This is a genomic window from Limosilactobacillus oris DSM 4864 (genome assembly GCF_001434465.1).
GTDB lineage: Bacteria > Bacillota > Bacilli > Lactobacillales > Lactobacillaceae > Limosilactobacillus > Limosilactobacillus oris.
The window spans coordinates 143253-160706 of record NZ_AZGE01000002.1 but is presented as its reverse complement, the minus strand read 5'-3'; the positions used below and the strand labels follow the sequence as shown (position 1 = coordinate 160706).

The 17454-nt window shown below is 53.1% G+C and carries 15 protein-coding genes; all 15 read right to left on the bottom strand.

What is annotated here, in order from left to right; genetic code table 11:
- Nucleotides 1–34: 34 nt before the first annotated feature.
- Nucleotides 35–973, bottom strand: a complete 939-nt coding sequence (whiA, locus tag FC49_RS02245) for a DNA-binding protein WhiA (RefSeq protein WP_003714062.1) — start codon at nucleotides 971–973, stop codon at nucleotides 35–37.
- A gap of 12 nt (nucleotides 974–985) precedes the next feature.
- Nucleotides 986–1972, bottom strand: a complete 987-nt coding sequence (locus FC49_RS02240) for a gluconeogenesis factor YvcK family protein (RefSeq protein ID WP_003714140.1) — start codon at nucleotides 1970–1972, stop codon at nucleotides 986–988.
- A 17-nt stretch (nucleotides 1973–1989) separates the two neighbouring features.
- Nucleotides 1990–2859, bottom strand: coding sequence for an RNase adapter RapZ (gene rapZ, locus FC49_RS02235; protein WP_056983996.1), 870 nt, complete (start codon nucleotides 2857–2859; stop codon nucleotides 1990–1992).
- 73 nt (nucleotides 2860–2932) lie between these two features.
- Nucleotides 2933–3448 carry a 2-thiouracil desulfurase family protein gene (locus FC49_RS02230; RefSeq protein WP_056983993.1) on the bottom strand — a complete coding sequence of 172 codons (516 nt, stop codon included), beginning with the start codon at nucleotides 3446–3448 and terminating at the stop codon, nucleotides 2933–2935.
- Between the two features lie 83 nt (nucleotides 3449–3531).
- On the bottom strand, nucleotides 3532–4299 hold the full coding sequence (locus tag FC49_RS02225) for a DUF4097 family beta strand repeat-containing protein (protein ID WP_056983991.1): 768 nt from the start codon (nucleotides 4297–4299) through the stop codon (nucleotides 3532–3534).
- A 2-nt stretch (nucleotides 4300–4301) separates the two neighbouring features.
- Entirely contained in the window at nucleotides 4302–4913 is a 612-nt protein-coding gene (locus tag FC49_RS02220) for a DUF1700 domain-containing protein (RefSeq protein WP_003714128.1), read from the bottom strand.
- Nucleotides 4913–5230: a PadR family transcriptional regulator gene (locus FC49_RS02215; RefSeq protein ID WP_003714115.1), complete on the bottom strand. Its 318-nt coding sequence runs from the start codon at nucleotides 5228–5230 to the stop codon at nucleotides 4913–4915. Before FC49_RS02215 ends, FC49_RS02220 begins: the two co-directional genes overlap by 1 nt.
- A 310-nt stretch (nucleotides 5231–5540) precedes the next feature.
- Nucleotides 5541–8405, bottom strand: coding sequence for an excinuclease ABC subunit UvrA (uvrA, locus tag FC49_RS02210; protein WP_056983990.1), 2865 nt, complete (start codon nucleotides 8403–8405; stop codon nucleotides 5541–5543).
- A 15-nt stretch (nucleotides 8406–8420) separates the two neighbouring features.
- Nucleotides 8421–10466, bottom strand: a complete 2046-nt coding sequence (gene uvrB, locus FC49_RS02205) for an excinuclease ABC subunit UvrB (RefSeq protein WP_003714138.1) — start codon at nucleotides 10464–10466, stop codon at nucleotides 8421–8423.
- A 159-nt stretch (nucleotides 10467–10625) separates the two neighbouring features.
- Nucleotides 10626–12353 carry a phospho-sugar mutase gene (locus tag FC49_RS02200; RefSeq protein ID WP_003714058.1) on the bottom strand — a complete coding sequence of 576 codons (1728 nt, stop codon included), beginning with the start codon at nucleotides 12351–12353 and terminating at the stop codon, nucleotides 10626–10628.
- A gap of 256 nt (nucleotides 12354–12609) precedes the next feature.
- The gene (gene trxB, locus FC49_RS02195; protein ID WP_056983987.1) at nucleotides 12610–13542 is read right to left on the bottom strand and encodes a thioredoxin-disulfide reductase; all 933 of its coding nucleotides are present in this window, start codon (nucleotides 13540–13542) and stop codon (nucleotides 12610–12612) included.
- A 129-nt stretch (nucleotides 13543–13671) separates the two neighbouring features.
- A complete protein-coding gene (gene galU, locus FC49_RS02190) occupies nucleotides 13672–14580 on the bottom strand; it encodes a UTP--glucose-1-phosphate uridylyltransferase GalU (RefSeq protein ID WP_003711272.1) in 909 nt (302 codons plus the stop codon).
- 64 nt (nucleotides 14581–14644) lie between these two features.
- Nucleotides 14645–15661, bottom strand: coding sequence for an NAD(P)H-dependent glycerol-3-phosphate dehydrogenase (locus FC49_RS02185; protein ID WP_003711271.1), 1017 nt, complete (start codon nucleotides 15659–15661; stop codon nucleotides 14645–14647).
- 23 nt (nucleotides 15662–15684) lie between these two features.
- Nucleotides 15685–16500: a prolipoprotein diacylglyceryl transferase gene (lgt, locus tag FC49_RS02180; RefSeq protein ID WP_003711276.1), complete on the bottom strand. Its 816-nt coding sequence runs from the start codon at nucleotides 16498–16500 to the stop codon at nucleotides 15685–15687.
- Nucleotides 16500–17453, bottom strand: coding sequence for an HPr(Ser) kinase/phosphatase (gene hprK / locus FC49_RS02175; protein ID WP_003711277.1), 954 nt, complete (start codon nucleotides 17451–17453; stop codon nucleotides 16500–16502). The genes lgt and hprK overlap by 1 nt, the downstream gene beginning before the upstream one ends.
- Between the last annotated feature and the right edge of the window lies 1 nt (nucleotide 17454).

The window sequence follows — 17454 nt, the reverse complement described above, 5'->3', positions numbered from 1 at the left end:
GAAGCTGTGAAAATTCGCAGCTTCTTTTTTTAGTTTAAACTGTTTTGCTCGTGCGGAGTTCATCGGCGTAGGCATTCAGTTTCCGCAAGCGGTGGTTGACGCCCGACTTAGAAATTGGCCCACCCGGGACAAGCTGGCCAAGTTCCTTGAGACTAACCTCCTGGTGGTTCAGCCGGGTCTGAGCAATTTCACGCAGCTTATCCGGGAGACTTGCCAGACCAACGGTATCTTCGATCAGCTTGATGTTTTCAATCTGCCGGGTTGAGGCGTTGGCAATCTTGTTCATGTTGGCATTCTCGCAGTTCACCAGCCGGTTGACCGAGTTTCGCATATCGCGGACAATCCGGACGTTTTCAAATTGGAGCATCGAGTTAGTCGCCCCGATCAATGACATAAAGTTGGCAATCTTTTCGGCTTCCTTGAGGTAAACAATGTAACCACTGCGCCGGGCCGTCGTCTGGGCATTGAGGCCAAACTGGTTCATCATCTGGGCAATCATTTCGTTGTGCTCCTCGTACAGGGAGTAAATCTCCAGGTGGTAGCTGGAGGTCTCCGGATTATTAACGGACCCCCCTGCTAGAAAAGCCCCCCGTAAGTAAGAGCGGACCATCCACTCATCCTTGAGCAGGTCTAACGGTACCTGTTCTTTGATCTGGAAGTTTTGCAAAATCCCCAGGTCATCAAGGACCCGTTGGGCAGAATAGCGCAGGCGAACAATGTACTGGTTGTTTTTCTTTAACTTCATCTTCCGCCGCACCACAATTTCACTTTCCACATTGTAAAATTCTTTCAGCAGCGAATAAATCCGGCGGGCAATCGCCGGATTTTCTGTTTGGATATTAAGAATTAACTGGCGATTGGCAATGGCAATACTGCCGTTCATCCGGATTAACGCCATCAGTTCCGCCTGGGCGTTCTTCTGGTGGACTTTAATCGCCGTCAGTTCCTTTTTAACTTCACTCGCGTAGGACATTTCTCTCCTCCTCTATTCGTGGACCTGGTGGAGGCGGTTCATCAATTCGGCTACTACCCGATCACGGTCATGGAAAGCCCCGTTGTCTTTCAAGCGGAGAAAATTAGCACTGATAACCCGGCAGCCTAGGTCTCGCAAGCCCTGGAAATCGTGCCCCACTGGCTGAGAAATCTCGTTCCACTGCTTAAAGTCCAGGTAGTTTTTCGGTACCGGCTGGATATTGACCAGGACGGTGTCGATAAAGTTCTGTCCCAGGTGGCTATTGAGAACGCGCACGTGGTCAGCGTCGGTAAAGTGGTCGGTCTCGCCCTTTTGGGTCATGATGTTGCAAATGTAGACAACTTCCGCCTTGCTTTCACATACCGCGTCCCGGACCGCTTTAATCATTAAATTCGGTAGGATACTGGTAAAGAGGCTTCCTGGGCCGATCACGATCTGATCAGCCGCTCTGATTGCCTGAAGGACTTCCGGTACCGGCTGGATCTGGTCACCATCCGCCCCGTCTGCTGACGTTACCCAGACCCGCTTGATTCGCTGGTGAGCCGCCGTAATTTCAGCTTCTCCGCTAATTGTTGACCCATCAGTAAATTCCGCGTTGAGGGTCAGTGGTTCGTTAGCGACCGGGTACACATGGCCACGGATTTTCATCATCTGGGAGAGTTCCTGGACCGCCGGAAAAATTCCGCCGCGCATTTCAGACAAGGCTGAGATAATCAGGTTGCCGATAGCGTGTCCCGCGAAAAACTGGTCCGAACTCTTGAAACGGTACTGAAAGACATCTAATTCTAATGGTGACATTTCTGATAAGGCCACCAGGACATTACGAATGTCACCCGGCGGCACCACGTTAATGTAATTTCGCAGGATTCCCGACGAGCCGCCATCATCAGCAACCGTCACGACTGCCGTCACGTCGGCATCCTGGTCACGAAGCCCCCGGAGAACGACTGGCAGGCCAGTCCCACCACCGATAACAACTATTTTCGGCTTATGCATCATCCACGTTCACTCCCCTCTTACTGCGCCTTACTGATGTCACGGTGGTAGAGATTAACCTTATAACCATCCTTTTTAAGCCCCGCGGCCAGTTTGTTGGCAATCGTTACCGACCGGTGCTGTCCACCCGTACAACCAATTGCTACCGTTAAGCTGCTCTTGCCCTCCTTAATATAACCAGGCAGGGCGTTTTCCAACAACGACCGCAGATGAGCGTAAAACTCTTGCGCCGCCGTGCTCTTCATAACGTACTCCTGCACCGCCGCATCATTCCCGGTCAGGTACTTTAGTTCGGGCAGGTAGAAGGGGTTGGGGAGAAAGCGGACGTCCATTACGATGTCGGCATCCAGGGGGAGGCCGTACTTAAAGCCAAAGGACATTACCTCAACAAAGAAGTTGCTTTCTTCACCATTGCTAAAGAGCTTGTCAATCCGCAGCTTGAGGTTCCGGGGAGTCAAATCGGTGGTGTCAATGATCACATCCGCCCGGCTCTTCAGCTCACTCAGCAATTGCCGTTCCATTTCCACCCCGTCCAGGATCCGACCCTGCCGTGCCAATGGGTGCAGGCGGCGGGTTTCTTTATAGCGGGAAACCAGTTTAACGTTATTTGCGTCTAAGAAGAGCAGCTTGACGTCAAGGTCCGCGCGTTCCTTCAGTTTGTGCAGAGTCGGCAGGACTTGGTCATAGAAGCCCCGTGACCGTAAGTCCATCACCATCGCAATCTTCTTAAATTCACCGGACTCCTCAATGACGTCGACAAACTTCTCCGCTAAGTTGGGGAGCATATTATCAATCACGAAATAGCCCAAATCTTCAAAACTGTGGACCGCGAGGGTTTTCCCGGCCCCGCTCATGCCGGTGATAATTACCACTTTCATTTTTTCCGTCATCACCAATTCTCCTTCTCAGACAACTTTTTTAATATTGTACCACAACTATGCCGGGCGTGTCTTTTCCCAGTAATCATTCCACAAGATTGTGCTTGTCTAATAACTTGACCACTGCCGGTGATAAAAAGGGCGCGACGTGCTCTTTAGTCAGCTCTTCGTCGCCAAAAACTCGGATCCCGTGTTGCTGCAGGAGGGCGGCCGTCACCCCCTGACCGGCTATCTGTTGACCAGCAAAGTTACCATCATAGATTACCTTGCTTCCGCAGGCCGGACTCTTTTGTTTCAGGTAGGCCACTGTCACCTGGTGTTTCTGGGCAATTGCGAGGACTTGCCGCGCCGCCATCAGATAGTTGGCTGTCACATCAGCTCCAGATTTGGTTACCACCCGCGCCCGGCCTGCCAGGACATCAACTCCCGTTCCTCCCTGAATTTCCGCAGGTTCCCGCGGGGTGGTAAAGCCGGCCATGATTTCCGGGCAAACCGTGATGGCAGCCCCAATTGCCAGAAGTTTGACCGCCAGTGGCCGCCGGGCATTGCCACCATCGTAACGAACGTTGAAACCTGCTAAACAGGAACTTAATAAAATCATCAGAAACCGCCGCCTTTCTGTTCCCATCTTACCACGACAGCAAAAAGGCGGCCCGGGAACTTTTCCCGGCAACCGCCATGGACTTATTCAACTGCTTGAATATTCTTGATCGTGTTGTCACCGTCTTCGCTCGTCAGGTGGAGAAGGTTCGCGGCATTCTCATTGGCTGACTGCTGGCCGCTGTCATGGTCGGCGCCGTCAATTTCGTTATCACCGTCCGTCGTCTTCAGGAAGTAGCCATCGACGCGCGCGTCAACGACCTCATTATCGCCGTCGCTATTGTTTACAAAGTAGTTGCCCCGGAAGGTAACGTTTCGACTGGTAAAGTCGCCAGACTCCAACCGGGCCTTGCCGCCTTCGACCGTCAAATCCCGCAAGTCAACATCCCCGTCCCGAGCGTCAATCGTTACTCCAGTGAGGTCGACCCCGTTAACCGTGACGTCGCCGCTGGTCGTCTTAATCGTTCCGGCGAGCTTGGTTCCCCTGGGGACGGTAATCGTAATTACGTCCGCACTGCTATTGCTCCCCCAGATAGTCCCGTAAACGGCCTGCGTTTGCTTAACCGTCACCAGCTGGTTGGTAATGGCTGCTTTCGGTTGCAAAGCACTGCTTCCCTGATAGCTCACCTTAAACTCACGACCAGTTCTAACCCTGATGTCCGCCGTAGCGGCGTTAATGTCGAGGCGGTCAAAGTGCTGGTTCGTCACTAAACTCTTGCTGACGTTCTTGGTAATTACTGGTTTGGGGCCGGCAAAATGGACGTCGCGGGCGCCATGGCCCCAGAAGCCGATTGCGGTCAGAATCAAGCCAACAATCAGGAGTCCCAGACTAATTTTAAATAACTTCTTCATGGTTACTTTGTCCTCCTTCCCTGGAGTTTTTGGTAAAGAAACTTAGAAAGGTTCGCGATTCCCTGTGCCAACAGGCGGATAATCCAGTAGCCTAACGGAATAAAGATCAGGAAGCCCCCCAGCACTGCCAGGCCAATTCCCAGGTAGAAGATCCCGGTCATCGGTGCCGCTACCAGCAGGCCAAAGCCCAGGTACAGCATCGCTCCCGCCGTCACCAGCAGCCCTACGATCACGCCGAGCAGGCCAATGATAATCCCGATGGCGACCCCTAAGGCCGTAATCAGGATAGCAAACGCTACGACGCTGAGGACCAGGGTAATTGGCGAGGTCACGATGGCAATCAGGACTAGCCAAAACACCCGCCAGCTGGACTTGGTCGAGGCCGGTTTCCCTGCCCCGCCGTCCTTCTCGTTAGCCTTAATCGAGTAGTCCGCCAAAATTTGGTGGCTAAGCTGCCGTGGCGTTCCTAACTCAGCGACGATTTGCTCCCGCGTATCGTAGTGAGCGTCCTCGATAAACTCGTTGTAAAAGTCAACTGCATCCGCGCGCTCTGCTGCCGGCAAAGTAACTAAATATTTTTCTAATTCTTGGATGTATTTCTCCCGTGCGTTCATTATTCCTCACCTCGCTGATAAAAAATTCGGTCCAGGTTCCCCTTATACTGCTCCCAAAGTGACAAAATTTCCGTTAGGCGCTGCTCACCAGCCGCCGTGAGCTGATAGTAGCGCCGGTTACGGCCCTGGTACGGTTTGTCATAGGTCGTGAGGTCCCCGCTCTTCTTCAAACGGCGCAGGACCGGATACATTGTCGACTCCGAAATATCAATAACCGACTGCACACGCTGGGTCAGTGCATAGCCATAGTAGTCATCTTGTTTAAGGATCGCCAGCACCACCCCATCGAGCAACTCTGCTGTGATTTGTATTTTCATCCTGTTCACCTCACTTAATTCAACTATATTATATCTTGTATAATATTAAATGTAAATATAGTACTATTTAATTTAAGAGAGTGAGAAAAAACACCGAAAATCGGCTGGCAGATTTTCGGTGTTTGTCTTTCGACGCGAAGCTAGCCTCTGGGAACCTCCGCAAGGGTGGCTACGACGCGAAGCAAGCCTATTTGGGGTTGGTCAAATGCTGATTTATCAGCGTTTGAACTGCCAGCCAGCTACTGCGCTGAGGCATTATTATCTATAAAACAGTTAAGAAACTGAGTTTACTCCTAGCTGTTTTAACTATCTACTTGTTCTTCTTAGCAGCCCGGTCCGCCGCCCATTGTTGGTCCCGGTCCAACATCTCTTTCAAGTACCGGCCGGTATAGCTTTCCTTGACCTGGGCGACTTCCTCTGGCGTTCCCGTCGCCACAACGTTTCCGCCAGCATCTCCGCCTTCGGGTCCCAGGTCAATCAGCCAGTCGGCAGACTTCACCACGTCCAGGTCGTGTTCAATCACCAGGACGGTGTTGCCAGCATCGACCAGGCGTTGAAGGACGCCGAGGAGCCGCTTGATGTCGTCCATGTGCAGCCCCGTCGTCGGTTCATCCAGGATATAGAAGCTCTTGCCGTGGGACTGACGGTGCAGTTCAGCCGCCAGCTTCATCCGCTGGGCTTCCCCACCAGACAGGGTCGTCGCCGGCTGCCCCAGGTGGACGTAGCCGAGGCCCACGTCTTCGATTGTCTGGAGTTTCCGCCGGATCTTTGGAATGGCACTGAAGAATTTCAGAGCCTCCGAGACGGTCATGTTCAAGACTTCCGCGATGTTCTTGCCCTTGTATTCCACTTCGAGGGTCTCTGAATTGTAGCGGGTCCCGTGGCAAACCTCACACGGGACGTACACGTCGGGCAGGAAGTTCATCTCAATTTTAAGAATTCCGTCCCCATGACATGCCTCACAGCGGCCGCCCTTAACGTTGAAGCTGAAGCGGCCCTTGGTATAGCCCCGCACCTTAGCTTGGTTGGTCTGGGCGAAAAGCTCCCGAATATCGTCAAAGACCCCGGTGTAGGTGGCCGGGTTACTACGCGGTGTCCGGCCAATCGGTGACTGATCAATGTCGATGACTTTTTCGATATTCTTGACCCCGCTGATGGAAGCATACTTCCCCGGCTTGGCAGAATTATTGTTGAGCTTCTGGGCCAAAATCCGTTTGAGAATCAGGTTGACCAGGGTCGACTTGCCGGAACCGGAAACCCCGGTCACGCAGATAAACTTGCCAAGTGGAAAGTCGACGTCAATCTGCTTCAGGTTATTCGCCGCGGCCCCCTTAACTACAATGTGTTTACCATTCCCGGACCGCCGTTCTGCCGGAACCGGGATAAACTTCTTACCGGAAAGGTACTGGCCGGTCAGCGACTTCCGGGACCGCATCACCTGCTTCGGTGTGCCGGCAGCCATCACCTGACCACCGTTCTCGCCGGCGCCAGGACCAATATCAATGATGTAGTCGGCAGCCCGCATGGTATCTTCATCGTGTTCCACCACGATCAGAGTGTTGCCGAGATCCCGCATTGCCTTGAGCGACGAGATCAAACGGTCATTATCCCGCTGGTGGAGCCCAATCGATGGTTCATCAAGGACGTACATCACCCCTGAAAGGTTAGAACCAATTTGGGTCGCCAGCCGGATCCGCTGGGCTTCCCCACCGGACAGGGTCCGGGCCGACCGACTCAGCGTCAGGTACTCGACTCCAACATTCTTCATAAAGGTCAGCCGGTCGAGGATTTCCTTGAGGATCGGCCGGGCAATCTGCTCGTTTTGCTCGGACAACTGTACCTGCTTGAAGAAGTCAATGGCATCACTGATGGACAGGTCAGATACCTGGCCGATGTTTTGACCAGAGATTTTTACAGCCAGCGCCCGCTCATTCAGCCGGTAGCCGTGGCAGGCTGGACACGGCAGCTCGGTCATGTACTTGCGCATCTGCTCCCGGGTGAAGTCAGAATTGGTTTCCCGGTAACGCCGCTTAACGTTGTTAACGACCCCCTCAAAGGGTACGTCGACGTCCCGCACGCCGCCAAAGTCATTTTCGTAGTGGAAGTGGAAGGTCTGGTCACCATTGCCGTAGAGGACCAGCTGTTGCTGCTTCTTCGGCAACTTATTGAACGGCGTGTCCATGTCGATGCCAACTGACTGACAGAACTGTTCTAGGAGCTGTGGGTAGTACTGGGACGAGATCGGGTTCCAGGGTGCCATCGCCCCGTCACGCAAAGTCTTGCTGCGGTCGGGCACCACGAGGTCAACGTCAACTTCCAGCTTGGAACCCAGGCCCTCACAGACCGGACAAGCCCCCATCGGTGCGTTGAAAGAAAAGAGCCGCGGTTCCAGTTCGCCAACCGTGAAGCCACAAATTGGGCAGGCATACTTTTCGGAGAAGGGAATTGGCTCGCCGCCAATCACGTCGGCAATTGCGTAGCCATCGCTGAGGCGGAGGGCCGCTTCAAAGGAGTCAAAGAGCCGGGACCGAACCCCCTCCTTGACGATAATCCGGTCAATAACCACGTTAATCGTGTGTTCCTGATTCTTGTTTAGTTCCGGAACTTCATCGAGGTCGTAGGTTTCACCATCCACCTGGACCCGGACAAAGCCCTCTCGTTTAATCGTTGCCAGGACCTTCTTTTGGGTCCCCTTCTTTGAACGGACGACTGGCGACAGAATCTGCAGCCGGGTCCGCTCGGGTAATTCCAGCACCCGGTCGACCATCTGGTCCGGCGACTGGCTGGTAATCGGGATGTGGTCGTTTGGACAGATTGGTGTGCCGACCCGCGCCCACAGTAGCCGGAGGAAGTCATTGATTTCCGTGACGGTTCCCACCGTCGACCGTGGGTTATGCGAGGTTGTCTTCTGGTCGATGGAAATTGCCGGAGACAGGCCGTCGATGGAGTCAACATCGGGCTTGTCCATCTGACCTAAGAACTGCCGGGCATAGGCGGAGAGGCTTTCCACATAACGGCGTTGTCCCTCGGCATACAGGGTGTCAAAGGCCAGTGAACTCTTTCCGGACCCGGACAGGCCGGTGATAACCACCAGTTTGTTCTTGGGAATCTTAACATCGATGTTTTTTAAGTTGTGGGCCCGAGCCCCGTGAATAATAATCTTATCGTTTGCCAACGGATTATCCCTCCTCTACTTCACTTTCCGTCCCGGCTTGGTCTTCTTGCCGGTCATTTGCGCCTTTAATTCCATAACAGTATCACGAAGGGTGGCCGCCTGTTCAAAGTCGAGCCGCTTAGCCGCCGCCCGCATCTGCTCGGTCAGCTCATCGACCATGTTTGCCTGGGCATCCTTAGACAGCTTGGCAAAGTCCTTCGTGGTAAATTCCGTGCTGTCTGCCTGCTCGCCAGTATCGGCCGTTTCCTTCGTCGCCGAAATGGCTTCCTGGATCGGTTTAACGATTGTATGAGGCGTGATGTGGTGGTCCTCATTGTACTTCATCTGGATTGACCGCCGCCGCTTCGTTTCGTCAATCGCCTTTTGCATCGACTCCGTAACCTCGTCGGCATACATAATGACCGCCCCGTGCTCATTCCGGGCCGCCCGGCCAATCGTTTGGATTAGTGAGCGCTCGTTGCGCAAGAAGCCCTCCTTATCGGCATCGAGGATTGCCACCAAGGAAACTTCCGGCACGTCTAGCCCTTCCCGGAGCAGGTTGATCCCAACAAGGACGTCAAACTTTCCCAGCCGCAGGTCACGGATAATCTGCGTCCGTTCTAGGGTCTTAATATCACTGTGGAGGTACTTGACCTTGAGACCGAGGTCCTTTAAGTAATCGGTCAAGTCCTCCGACATCTTCTTGGTCAGAGTCGTCACAAAGACCCGTTCGTGCCGCTCAATCCGCTTATTAATTTCACCAACCAGGTTATCGATTTGTCCCATTACCGGCCGGACTTCAATCGTCGGATCAAGCAAACCGGTCGGCCGGATGATCTGCTGAGCCACGTGGTCAGTCTGCTCCTGCTCGTAGGGACCCGGGGTGGCCGACATGTAGACGACCTGGTTGACGTGCTGCTCAAACTCATTCAGTTTCAGCGGCCGGTTATCGAGGGCACTCGGCAACCGGAAGCCGTAGTCAATCAGCATCTGCTTCCGGGCCCGGTCACCGTTGTACATCCCCCGTACCTGGGGCATCGTCTGGTGCGATTCGTCAACCACCAGCAGGTAGTCCTTCGGGAAGAAGTCCAACAGGGTGTACGGTGGTTCGCCTGGCTTCCGGCGGTCCATGTAACGGGAATAGTTTTCAATCCCGTTGGTATAACCCATCTCCCGCATCATCTCGATGTCGTAGGTCGTCCGCTGCTGGAGACGTTCTGCTTCCAGCAAATTTCCCTCGTCGGTAAACTTCTTGACCTGCTTTTTCATGTCCTGCTCGATTTCCGGCAGGGCTACGTCCATAATGTCCTCGTTGGTCATGAAGTGGGTGGCAGGGAAGATCGAAACTTCCTCCCGGTCGCCCTTCACCTCGCCGGTCAGGGCGTCGACTTCCCGGATCCGGTCAATTTCATCCCCAAAGAACTCAATCCGGAGTGCGGTTTCGCTGTGGGAAGCAGGGAAGATTTCCACCACGTCACCGTGTACCCGGAACCGGCCCCGCTGGAAGTCAATGTCGTTCCGGTCGTACTGGATGGTCACTAACTGCCGCAGCAGGAAGTCCCGGTCGATTTCCTGGCCGACGTGCAGAGAGATGACGCTATTTTGGTACTCATTTGGGTTCCCTAAGCCGAAAATGCTGGACACCGAGGCAACCACGATCACGTCGTTACGCTCTAATAGGGCTGTCGTGGCGGCGTTTCGCAGTTTATCAATTTCATCATTAATGGAGGCGTCCTTTTCGATGTAGGTGTCGCTCGATGGGACGTAGGCTTCTGGTTGGTAGTAGTCATAGTAGGAGACAAAGTATTCGACGGCATTGTGGGGGAAGAACTTCTTCATTTCGCCGTACAGCTGCCCCGCCAGTGTCTTGTTATGTGACAAGATGAGGGTCGGTTTATTGACGTTTGCGATGACATTAGAAATGGTAAAAGTCTTCCCGGTCCCAGTGGCCCCCAGCAAGATCTGGGCCTTATCACCATTTTCAATTCCCTTGGTCAGCTGGTCAATGGCCTCCGGCTGGTCCCCGGTCGGCTGGTAATCAGAAACTAGGTCAAATTTTCGGTCTGCTTGACGATAAATCACAAGCTGTTCCTCCCGTTGCTTATTGCGGCGCCATACCGCTAATTTAGACACATTTTAGTGTATCATGCAAACATGCATTCGTCTAATAATCTGACCATTATAAAAAGAGCCGCGACGTGGTTTCAGCCACCTCACAGCCCCATTTGATTTCAAATTAATTTATTCTTCGGCAAATGCTTGCAGTGCCTTTTCAAAGTCAGCCAGTTTAGCATTGGCTTTGTCCAGTGAGTCAGCGCTAGTACCGATGTAGAACTTCAGCTTTGGTTCAGTTCCGGATGGGCGAATAGCAATCCAAGTTTCGTCGTCCAAGACGTAGCGGAGGACGTTGGATTCTGGAATCCCCAACTCACTGACCTGGCCGTCAGCGGTCGTCTTCGTGCCCTTGGAGAAGTCCTCGGTGACTGCCACCTTGTGACCAGCAAAGTCAGCTGGAGCTTCTTCCCGGAACTTCTTCATTAAGTTCTGAATCTTAGCAGGACCGTCGACCCCGGCGTAAGTGTTGGCAATCGTCTTTTCACGGAAGTAGCCGTACTTCTTAAAGAGTTCCTGTAAGCCATCGTACAGGGTCATGTCACGACTCCGGTAGTAAGCAGCAACTTCTGCCAGCAGGGTCAGTGACTGGATGGCGTCCTTGTCCCGAACGAATGGCTTAATCAGGTAGCCGTAGCTTTCCTCAAAGCCAAACATGAAGGTGTGGTCAGCCTTGCCAGTTTCGTACTGGTGAATCTGGTCCGCAATCCACTTGAAACCGGTCAGGACGTTAATCATATCGACACCGTAGCTCGCGGCAACCTTAGCCGCAAAGTTGGTGGAAACGATTGACTTAACAGCCGCCGCATTCTTTGGCAGGGTCCCCGCCTGCTTCCGGGCTTCCAGGATGTAGGCCAGCATAATCGTGGCAATCTGGTTCCCCGTCAGCAACTGGTATTCACCGTCTGGCTGGCGAACGGCACACCCCAGTCGGTCCGCGTCTGGGTCGGTCGCAATCAGGACGTCAGCGTCAATCTTCTTCCCTAGGGCAATTGAGCGAACGAAGGCTTCGGGGAACTCTGGGTTCGGGTGCTCCAAGCCAGGAAAGTCACCATTCGGTTGGGCTTCGGTAGGTTCAATCGTAAAGTTGGTAAAGCCGGCTTGACGGAGGGCCCGTTCACCCAGCATCCGGCCAGTTCCGCACAGGGGCGTGAAGACGAACTTCATGTCCTTGCCATACTGCTTAGCCAGTTCAGGGTTGACCGTGACTTCCTTTGCCAGTTGGAGGTAGGCATGGTCAACGTCTTCACCCATGATGGTTTCCAAGCCGTTATCCAGCATTTCCTGCTCATCGGCTAGTTGGATGTCGAAGATGTCATCAATCTTGCGGATGTAGCCGGTCATCATGTCGGATTCCTTCGGCGGCATCTGGCCCCCATCTTCACCGTAAATCTTGTAACCGTTGTATTCCTTCGGATTGTGGCTGGCAGTAATCATAATTCCAGCGTAAGTTTCCATCTGGCGAACGGCAAATGATAATTCAGGCGTTGGCCGAACGTTGTCGTAGATGTAAACCTTAATCCCGTGCGCTCCCAGCACCCGAGCGGAGTCATGGGCGAAGCGGTAGGAGTTGTGCCGGGAATCATAGCCAATCGCCACCCCGCGCTGCTTGACTTCATCGCCGAGTGAATCCATCAGAGTAGCCAAACCTTCCGTTGCTTGCCGAACCGTGTACACGTTCATCCGGTTGATTCCGGGTCCCATCAAGCCCCGCATTCCGGCGGTACCAAAGGACAGTGGGCCATAAAAGGCGTCTTTGATTTCCTGTTCATCGGTCATGGCGGCTAATTCTTGCTTGAGTTTAGGCTCTAAATCAGTCCGCTCTTTCCATACTTGGTATGTGTCTTTCCAGCTCACAATAAAGTCTCCTTTACTTCTTTAATCTGTACATAGTATACCGCATCTTCCTGGTGGGTGCCGTTTTTACTCATTGTTTTACTAAACTTTTATTCAAAGCACTGGAAAATTTTTCAGGCAGCGGCCAGTGGTGGTTAAAAACTTACTGATTGGGTAGTAACTCAGATCAGCTGCGTAAATGTCATCCTGGCAAGAAGAATAATAAAATCCGCTCAGCGAACATCTTGTCCGTTGAGCGGATTTTGTCATCAGATTATTATTCCTGACTCTTGATGTATTGGAAAACCTGTTGACCGGCAATGGCACCGTCCCCAACGGCAGTGGCGATCTGCCGCAGCGGCGTTTCGCGCACATCACCGATGGCATAGATTCCCGGAATGCTGGTCTGCATCACGGTATCAGTCTTGACCCAGCCCTGGTCGTCCAGGATTCCCAGGTCGGCAAAGGGCTTAGTCAGCGGGATATTACCGACATAGATAAAGACCCCATCGGCTGCCAGTTCACCATCTTCACCGGTTTCGTTGTTGTGGGTCTTGACGCCAGTCACCTTGACGTCATCACCCATGATCTCAGTAACGCTCGTGTTGAAGACAAACTCCATCTTTGGGTTCTTCTTGGCCTCATCCTGGAGCATTGGTTGAGCCCGGAGTTCACCTCGCCGTACCAGAACAGTCACCTTGGAAGCCAGCTGGGTTAGGTAGAGCCCTTCTTCCACCGCGGAGTCACCGCCACCGACAACAACCAAGTGCTTGCCCTTAAAGAAGGCCCCGTCGCAGACTGCACAGTAGGAAACGCCCCGGCCACCAAACTCTTCTTCACCCGGTACGCCGAGCTTGCGGTGGTCAGAACCGGTCCCAATTACCACAACGGGGGCAACATAGGTTTCCCCCATATCAGTCGTGACCTTCTTGTTCGCCCCATCGACTTCAACCTTCGTAACGGTTCCGTAGGCATATTCTGCACCAAACTGGGTTGCTCCCTGGTACATCTTTTCCGCCAGCTCTGGACCTTGCACGTCCTTGAAGCCGGAGTAGTTCACGATTGAAGCAGTGTTGTTGAGGTTACCACCATAAGCTCCCCGGTCCAGCATGACAACCTTCAAGTTAGCTCGTGAAGCGTACAGCGCCGTCGTCATCCCACCAGGGCCGGCACCGATAATAATGACATCGTATTTTTTCTCTTCTGCCATGATTCATTCCTCCTCAAGCGAATTACTATCCACATGATAATCGTTGACAAACAGTTTGTCTATCATTTTGCTTACTAAAAATAAGAAAAAGGTGCCATGACCAAATTAGCCGCGGTACCTTATTCGTGCTTACTTGCTGCTCTTCTTGTCTTCAGCTGTCAGTTGGGCTCCTAATGCCTTGATGTATTCACGCAGCTCATCCTTGACTTGGGGATGCTTCAACCCATATTCGATGTTAGTCTTGACCCAGCCAAACTTGTTACCAACGTCGTAACGGTCACCCTTGTATTCACGGGCAAAGACGCGTTGAGTTTGGTTCAGAGTATCGATAGCATCAGTCAATTGGATTTCGTTCCCCTTGCCCGGCTTAGTCTTAGCCAAGACGTCAAAGATTTCTGGCGTAAAGACGTAGCGGCCGATGATGGCTAAATCACTTGGTGCGTCCTTTGGTGCGGGCTTTTCTACAAAGCTCGTCACGTTGTACAGACCCGGGGTAACTTCCTTGCTTGGGTTAATCACACCATACTTAGCGGTATCTTCGTGAGGAACCCGCATTACCGCCAGGGTCGAAGCGCCAGTCTGCTGGTAGCTTTCAATCAGTTCCTTCGTCAGCGGCTGGCCGTTGTTGTTAATGTTGTTCAAGTCGTCACCCAACATTACCACAAACGGTTCGTCACCAATAAAGTCCCGCGCAGTCAGCACGGCATCCCCGAGCCCCCGCGGGTGGGATTGGCGGATAAAGTAAATGTTGACGTCCGTCGTTTCTTCTACCAGCTTCAGCATCTCATCCTTATGCTTGGAGCGGAGGTTATCTTCCAATTCTGGATTGGAATCGAAGTGGTCTTCGATTGACCGCTTATTCTTACCATCAACAACGACGATGTCTTCGATCCCCGACTTGCGTGCTTCCTCAACAATGAATTGGATCGTTGGCTTATCAACGATTGGCAGCATTTCCTTGGCTAATGCCTTAGTAGCAGGCAAAAAACGAGTACCTAATCCCGCTGCTGGGATGATTGCCTTGCGAACACGTTTCATAACAATATAAGTCCTTTCGTAACTTCAATTTCTCTCAAAGTCTTCCAAGAGTATTTTACCATATTTATTCGATTTCTGACGTTAAGTCCCGACTCATCAGCTGGGAAATAGCATCCTTGATGTCCTTGCCAGAGTAGAGGACTTCATACAAGGCCTCGGTAATCGGCATCTTGACTTGGCGCTTCCGGCTCAGCTCGTAGGCCGCCTTTGTCGTGTAGACCCCTTCAATTACCATTCCCATGTTTTGAATCACGTCAGCGAGTTTTTGCCCCTGGCCTAGCTGGTAGCCAGCCCGCCAGTTTCGTGAATTCTTACTCGTCGCCGTTACTACCAGGTCACCGACCCCGGACAGGCCAATGAAGGTCATTGGGTTCGCACCAAAGGCAACCCCGAGCCGGCGAATCTCGGCAAGTCCCCGGGTAATCAGGGCCGCCCGGGCGTTATCGTGGTAGCCCAGTCCCTGGAGCGCCCCCGCCCCGATGGCAATAATATTTTTCAAGGCCGCGCCAAATTCAGCTCCGATTACGTCATCGTTGGTGTAGACCCGGAAATAGGAATTACTAAAGAGCTTCTGGACTTCCTTGGCATTATCAATCTCCGTGCTGGCTGCCGTGACCGCAGTCATGTCCTTGATGGCAACGTCCTCCGCATGACTAGGACCAGACAGTACCACGATCCCCCGCCGGTGCTCAGGGGCAATTTCCTCTTTCAGCATTTCGGATGGTCGCTTATAGGTGTTTTGCTCCAGTCCCTTGGTCGCGTGAATGATCAACGGCTGCTGCTGGAGTTCCCCTAGCAATTGATCCAACTGTTTGGCGACCTGGCGAAGGCCCTTGGTCGGGATGACGATCAGAATAACCGCGGCATCCTTAACGGCCGCCCGCATATCAGTGGTAGCAACTAACTGATCGGAATAGACAAGGTCCTTCATGTATTCTGGATTGCGATGTTCGGTGTTTAGACGGTCGACCTGTTTTTGGTTGCGCGCCCACAACATCACGGAATGACCATTTTCTACCAGCATATTAGCAAGGGTACTTCCCCATGAGCCTGCACCTAAAACTGCAATTTTTTCTGCCATAACCATTCTCCTTAACTAAAATCCTATTTACTTGTCCAATACCATGCCAACTTCTTCGTCCGTCGCCGGGCAACCATGACAACCAGTGCGGCGACCAGGAAAAGCACGGATAGCAGCTGGGAAATCCGGATTGGCCCCAGCATCAAACTATCAGTCCGCAGTCCCTCAATGACGAATCGCCCCGCGGCATACCAGATCACGTAAGTCAAAAAGACTTCCCCCTGCTTGAACAGGTGGGGACGGTGCCGCAAAAGCATCAAGAGGACAAAACCACTGAGGTCCCAGAGTGACTCATATAGAAAGGTCGGCACCCGGTAAGCACCGCCGATGTTCATCTGGTTAATGATCCAAGCGGGAATGTGCTGGGCAACCAAGGCTGCCCGGCTAGTAACCCCGCCAAAGGCTTCCTGGTTCATAAAGTTGCCCCACCGGCCAATTCCCTGCGCCATAATCAGCGTTGGTGAAATAACATCCAGCATGGTCCAGAGCTTTAAGTGACGCTGGCGGCAAAAAACTACCAGGGTGATAAAGCCCCCGATGATTGCGCCGTAGATTGCAATGCCGCCGTCCCAGACCGCGATAATTTCTCCCGGGTGGCGGAAATAGTACGGCCACTGAAAGGCTACGTAGTAAAGCCGGGCACAAATAATCGCTGTGGGAATTGCCCAGAGCAGGTAATCGTAAAAGTCGTCCTCAGGGATTCCTAGCCGCTGGCCCTCGCGAACCGCTAGAACCAGCGCTAGCACAACCCCGCTGGCGATGATGATTCCGTACCAGTGAACCTGGATGGCGCCGAGCTGAAAAGCAATCGGGTTCAGCGCCGCTGCTACCGCCGCCATTACTTCCCCTGCTCCTTGCTATCACGAGCCGAATTCTGCTTGATCAGCCGGTTCAGGTTTTCATCAAAAGTCTTCGTAGCGTCGTAGCCCATCGTCTCGGCCCGGTAGTTCATCGCCGCTGATTCAATGATGATAGCGAGGTTCCGCCCCGTTTTAACAGGTACCGAGACCTTCGGCAGGATAACCCCCTGAATGGTTTGGGTATCCCCCCGGTCCCCCAGGCGGTCAAACTTGGTATCCGGTGTCCAGGTCTCCAGGTGAACGATCAGACTGATGTTGTCCACCGGCATAATCGCCCCGGTCCCGTAAAGGGTCGAAACATCAATGATTCCAATTCCCCGAATTTCCATCAGGTGCTGCAAAATCGCCGGGGCTGTCCCAATCAGGGTTTGCTCGTCCCGCGCGTAGACCTCCACCCGGTCATCCGCGACTAGCCGGTGACCGCGCCGAACCAATTCCAAGGCCGTTTCACTCTTACCAACACCAGAGTCACCGGTAATCAGGACACCGACCCCGCTGATGTCAACTAATACCCCGTGGAGCGACTTCCGGGGGGCCAGCCGGCCCAACAGGTAGGAGGTCATGTTACTTAGGATTTGTGATGAAGTCAGGTGGGTCCCCAGGATTGGGATATGGGCCTCTTCCGCTGCCGTTTTCAATTCCGCGGGGATCGGTAGGTTCGTCGAGATGACGAAGCACGGTGTTTGCGGAGTACACATCCGTGTCATGTACTCCACCATCTGGTCATGGGTAAGGTCCTTCGAGAAGGAAATTTCGGTAATCCCGAGCAACTGGATCCGCATGGCCGGATAGTGCTTGAAGTAACCGGCAAACTCCAAGGCCGGCCGGGAAATATCACTGGTCGTTATGGTGCGGCCAAGGTAATCCTCCCCCTGCAAAACCTTTAGACGGACCTTATCAACTAATTCCTGCACAGTAACATGGTTTGGCACG

What these genes read in the sequence shown, in the direction of transcription:
- FC49_RS02240 (WP_003714140.1), bottom strand. Translation starts at nt 1,972, where the DNA reads ATGATGCATAAGCCGAAAATAGTTGTTATCGGTGGTGGGACTGGCCTG.
- FC49_RS02225 (WP_056983991.1), bottom strand. Translation starts at nt 4,299, where the DNA reads ATGAAGAAGTTATTTAAAATTAGTCTGGGACTCCTGATTGTTGGCTTG.
- trxB (WP_056983987.1), bottom strand. Translation starts at nt 13,542, where the DNA reads ATGGCAGAAGAGAAAAAATACGATGTCATTATTATCGGTGCCGGCCCT.
- FC49_RS02220 (WP_003714128.1), bottom strand. Translation starts at nt 4,913, where the DNA reads ATGAACGCACGGGAGAAATACATCCAAGAATTAGAAAAATATTTAGTT.
- FC49_RS02185 (WP_003711271.1), bottom strand. Translation starts at nt 15,661, where the DNA reads ATGGCAGAAAAAATTGCAGTTTTAGGTGCAGGCTCATGGGGAAGTACC.
- lgt (WP_003711276.1), bottom strand. Translation starts at nt 16,500, where the DNA reads ATGGCGGCGGTAGCAGCGGCGCTGAACCCGATTGCTTTTCAGCTCGGC.
- FC49_RS02230 (WP_056983993.1), bottom strand. Translation starts at nt 3,448, where the DNA reads ATGATTTTATTAAGTTCCTGTTTAGCAGGTTTCAACGTTCGTTACGAT.
- rapZ (WP_056983996.1), bottom strand. Translation starts at nt 2,859, where the DNA reads ATGACGGAAAAAATGAAAGTGGTAATTATCACCGGCATGAGCGGGGCC.
- whiA (WP_003714062.1), bottom strand. Translation starts at nt 973, where the DNA reads ATGTCCTACGCGAGTGAAGTTAAAAAGGAACTGACGGCGATTAAAGTC.
- galU (WP_003711272.1), bottom strand. Translation starts at nt 14,580, where the DNA reads ATGAAACGTGTTCGCAAGGCAATCATCCCAGCAGCGGGATTAGGTACT.
- FC49_RS02215 (WP_003714115.1), bottom strand. Translation starts at nt 5,230, where the DNA reads ATGAAAATACAAATCACAGCAGAGTTGCTCGATGGGGTGGTGCTGGCG.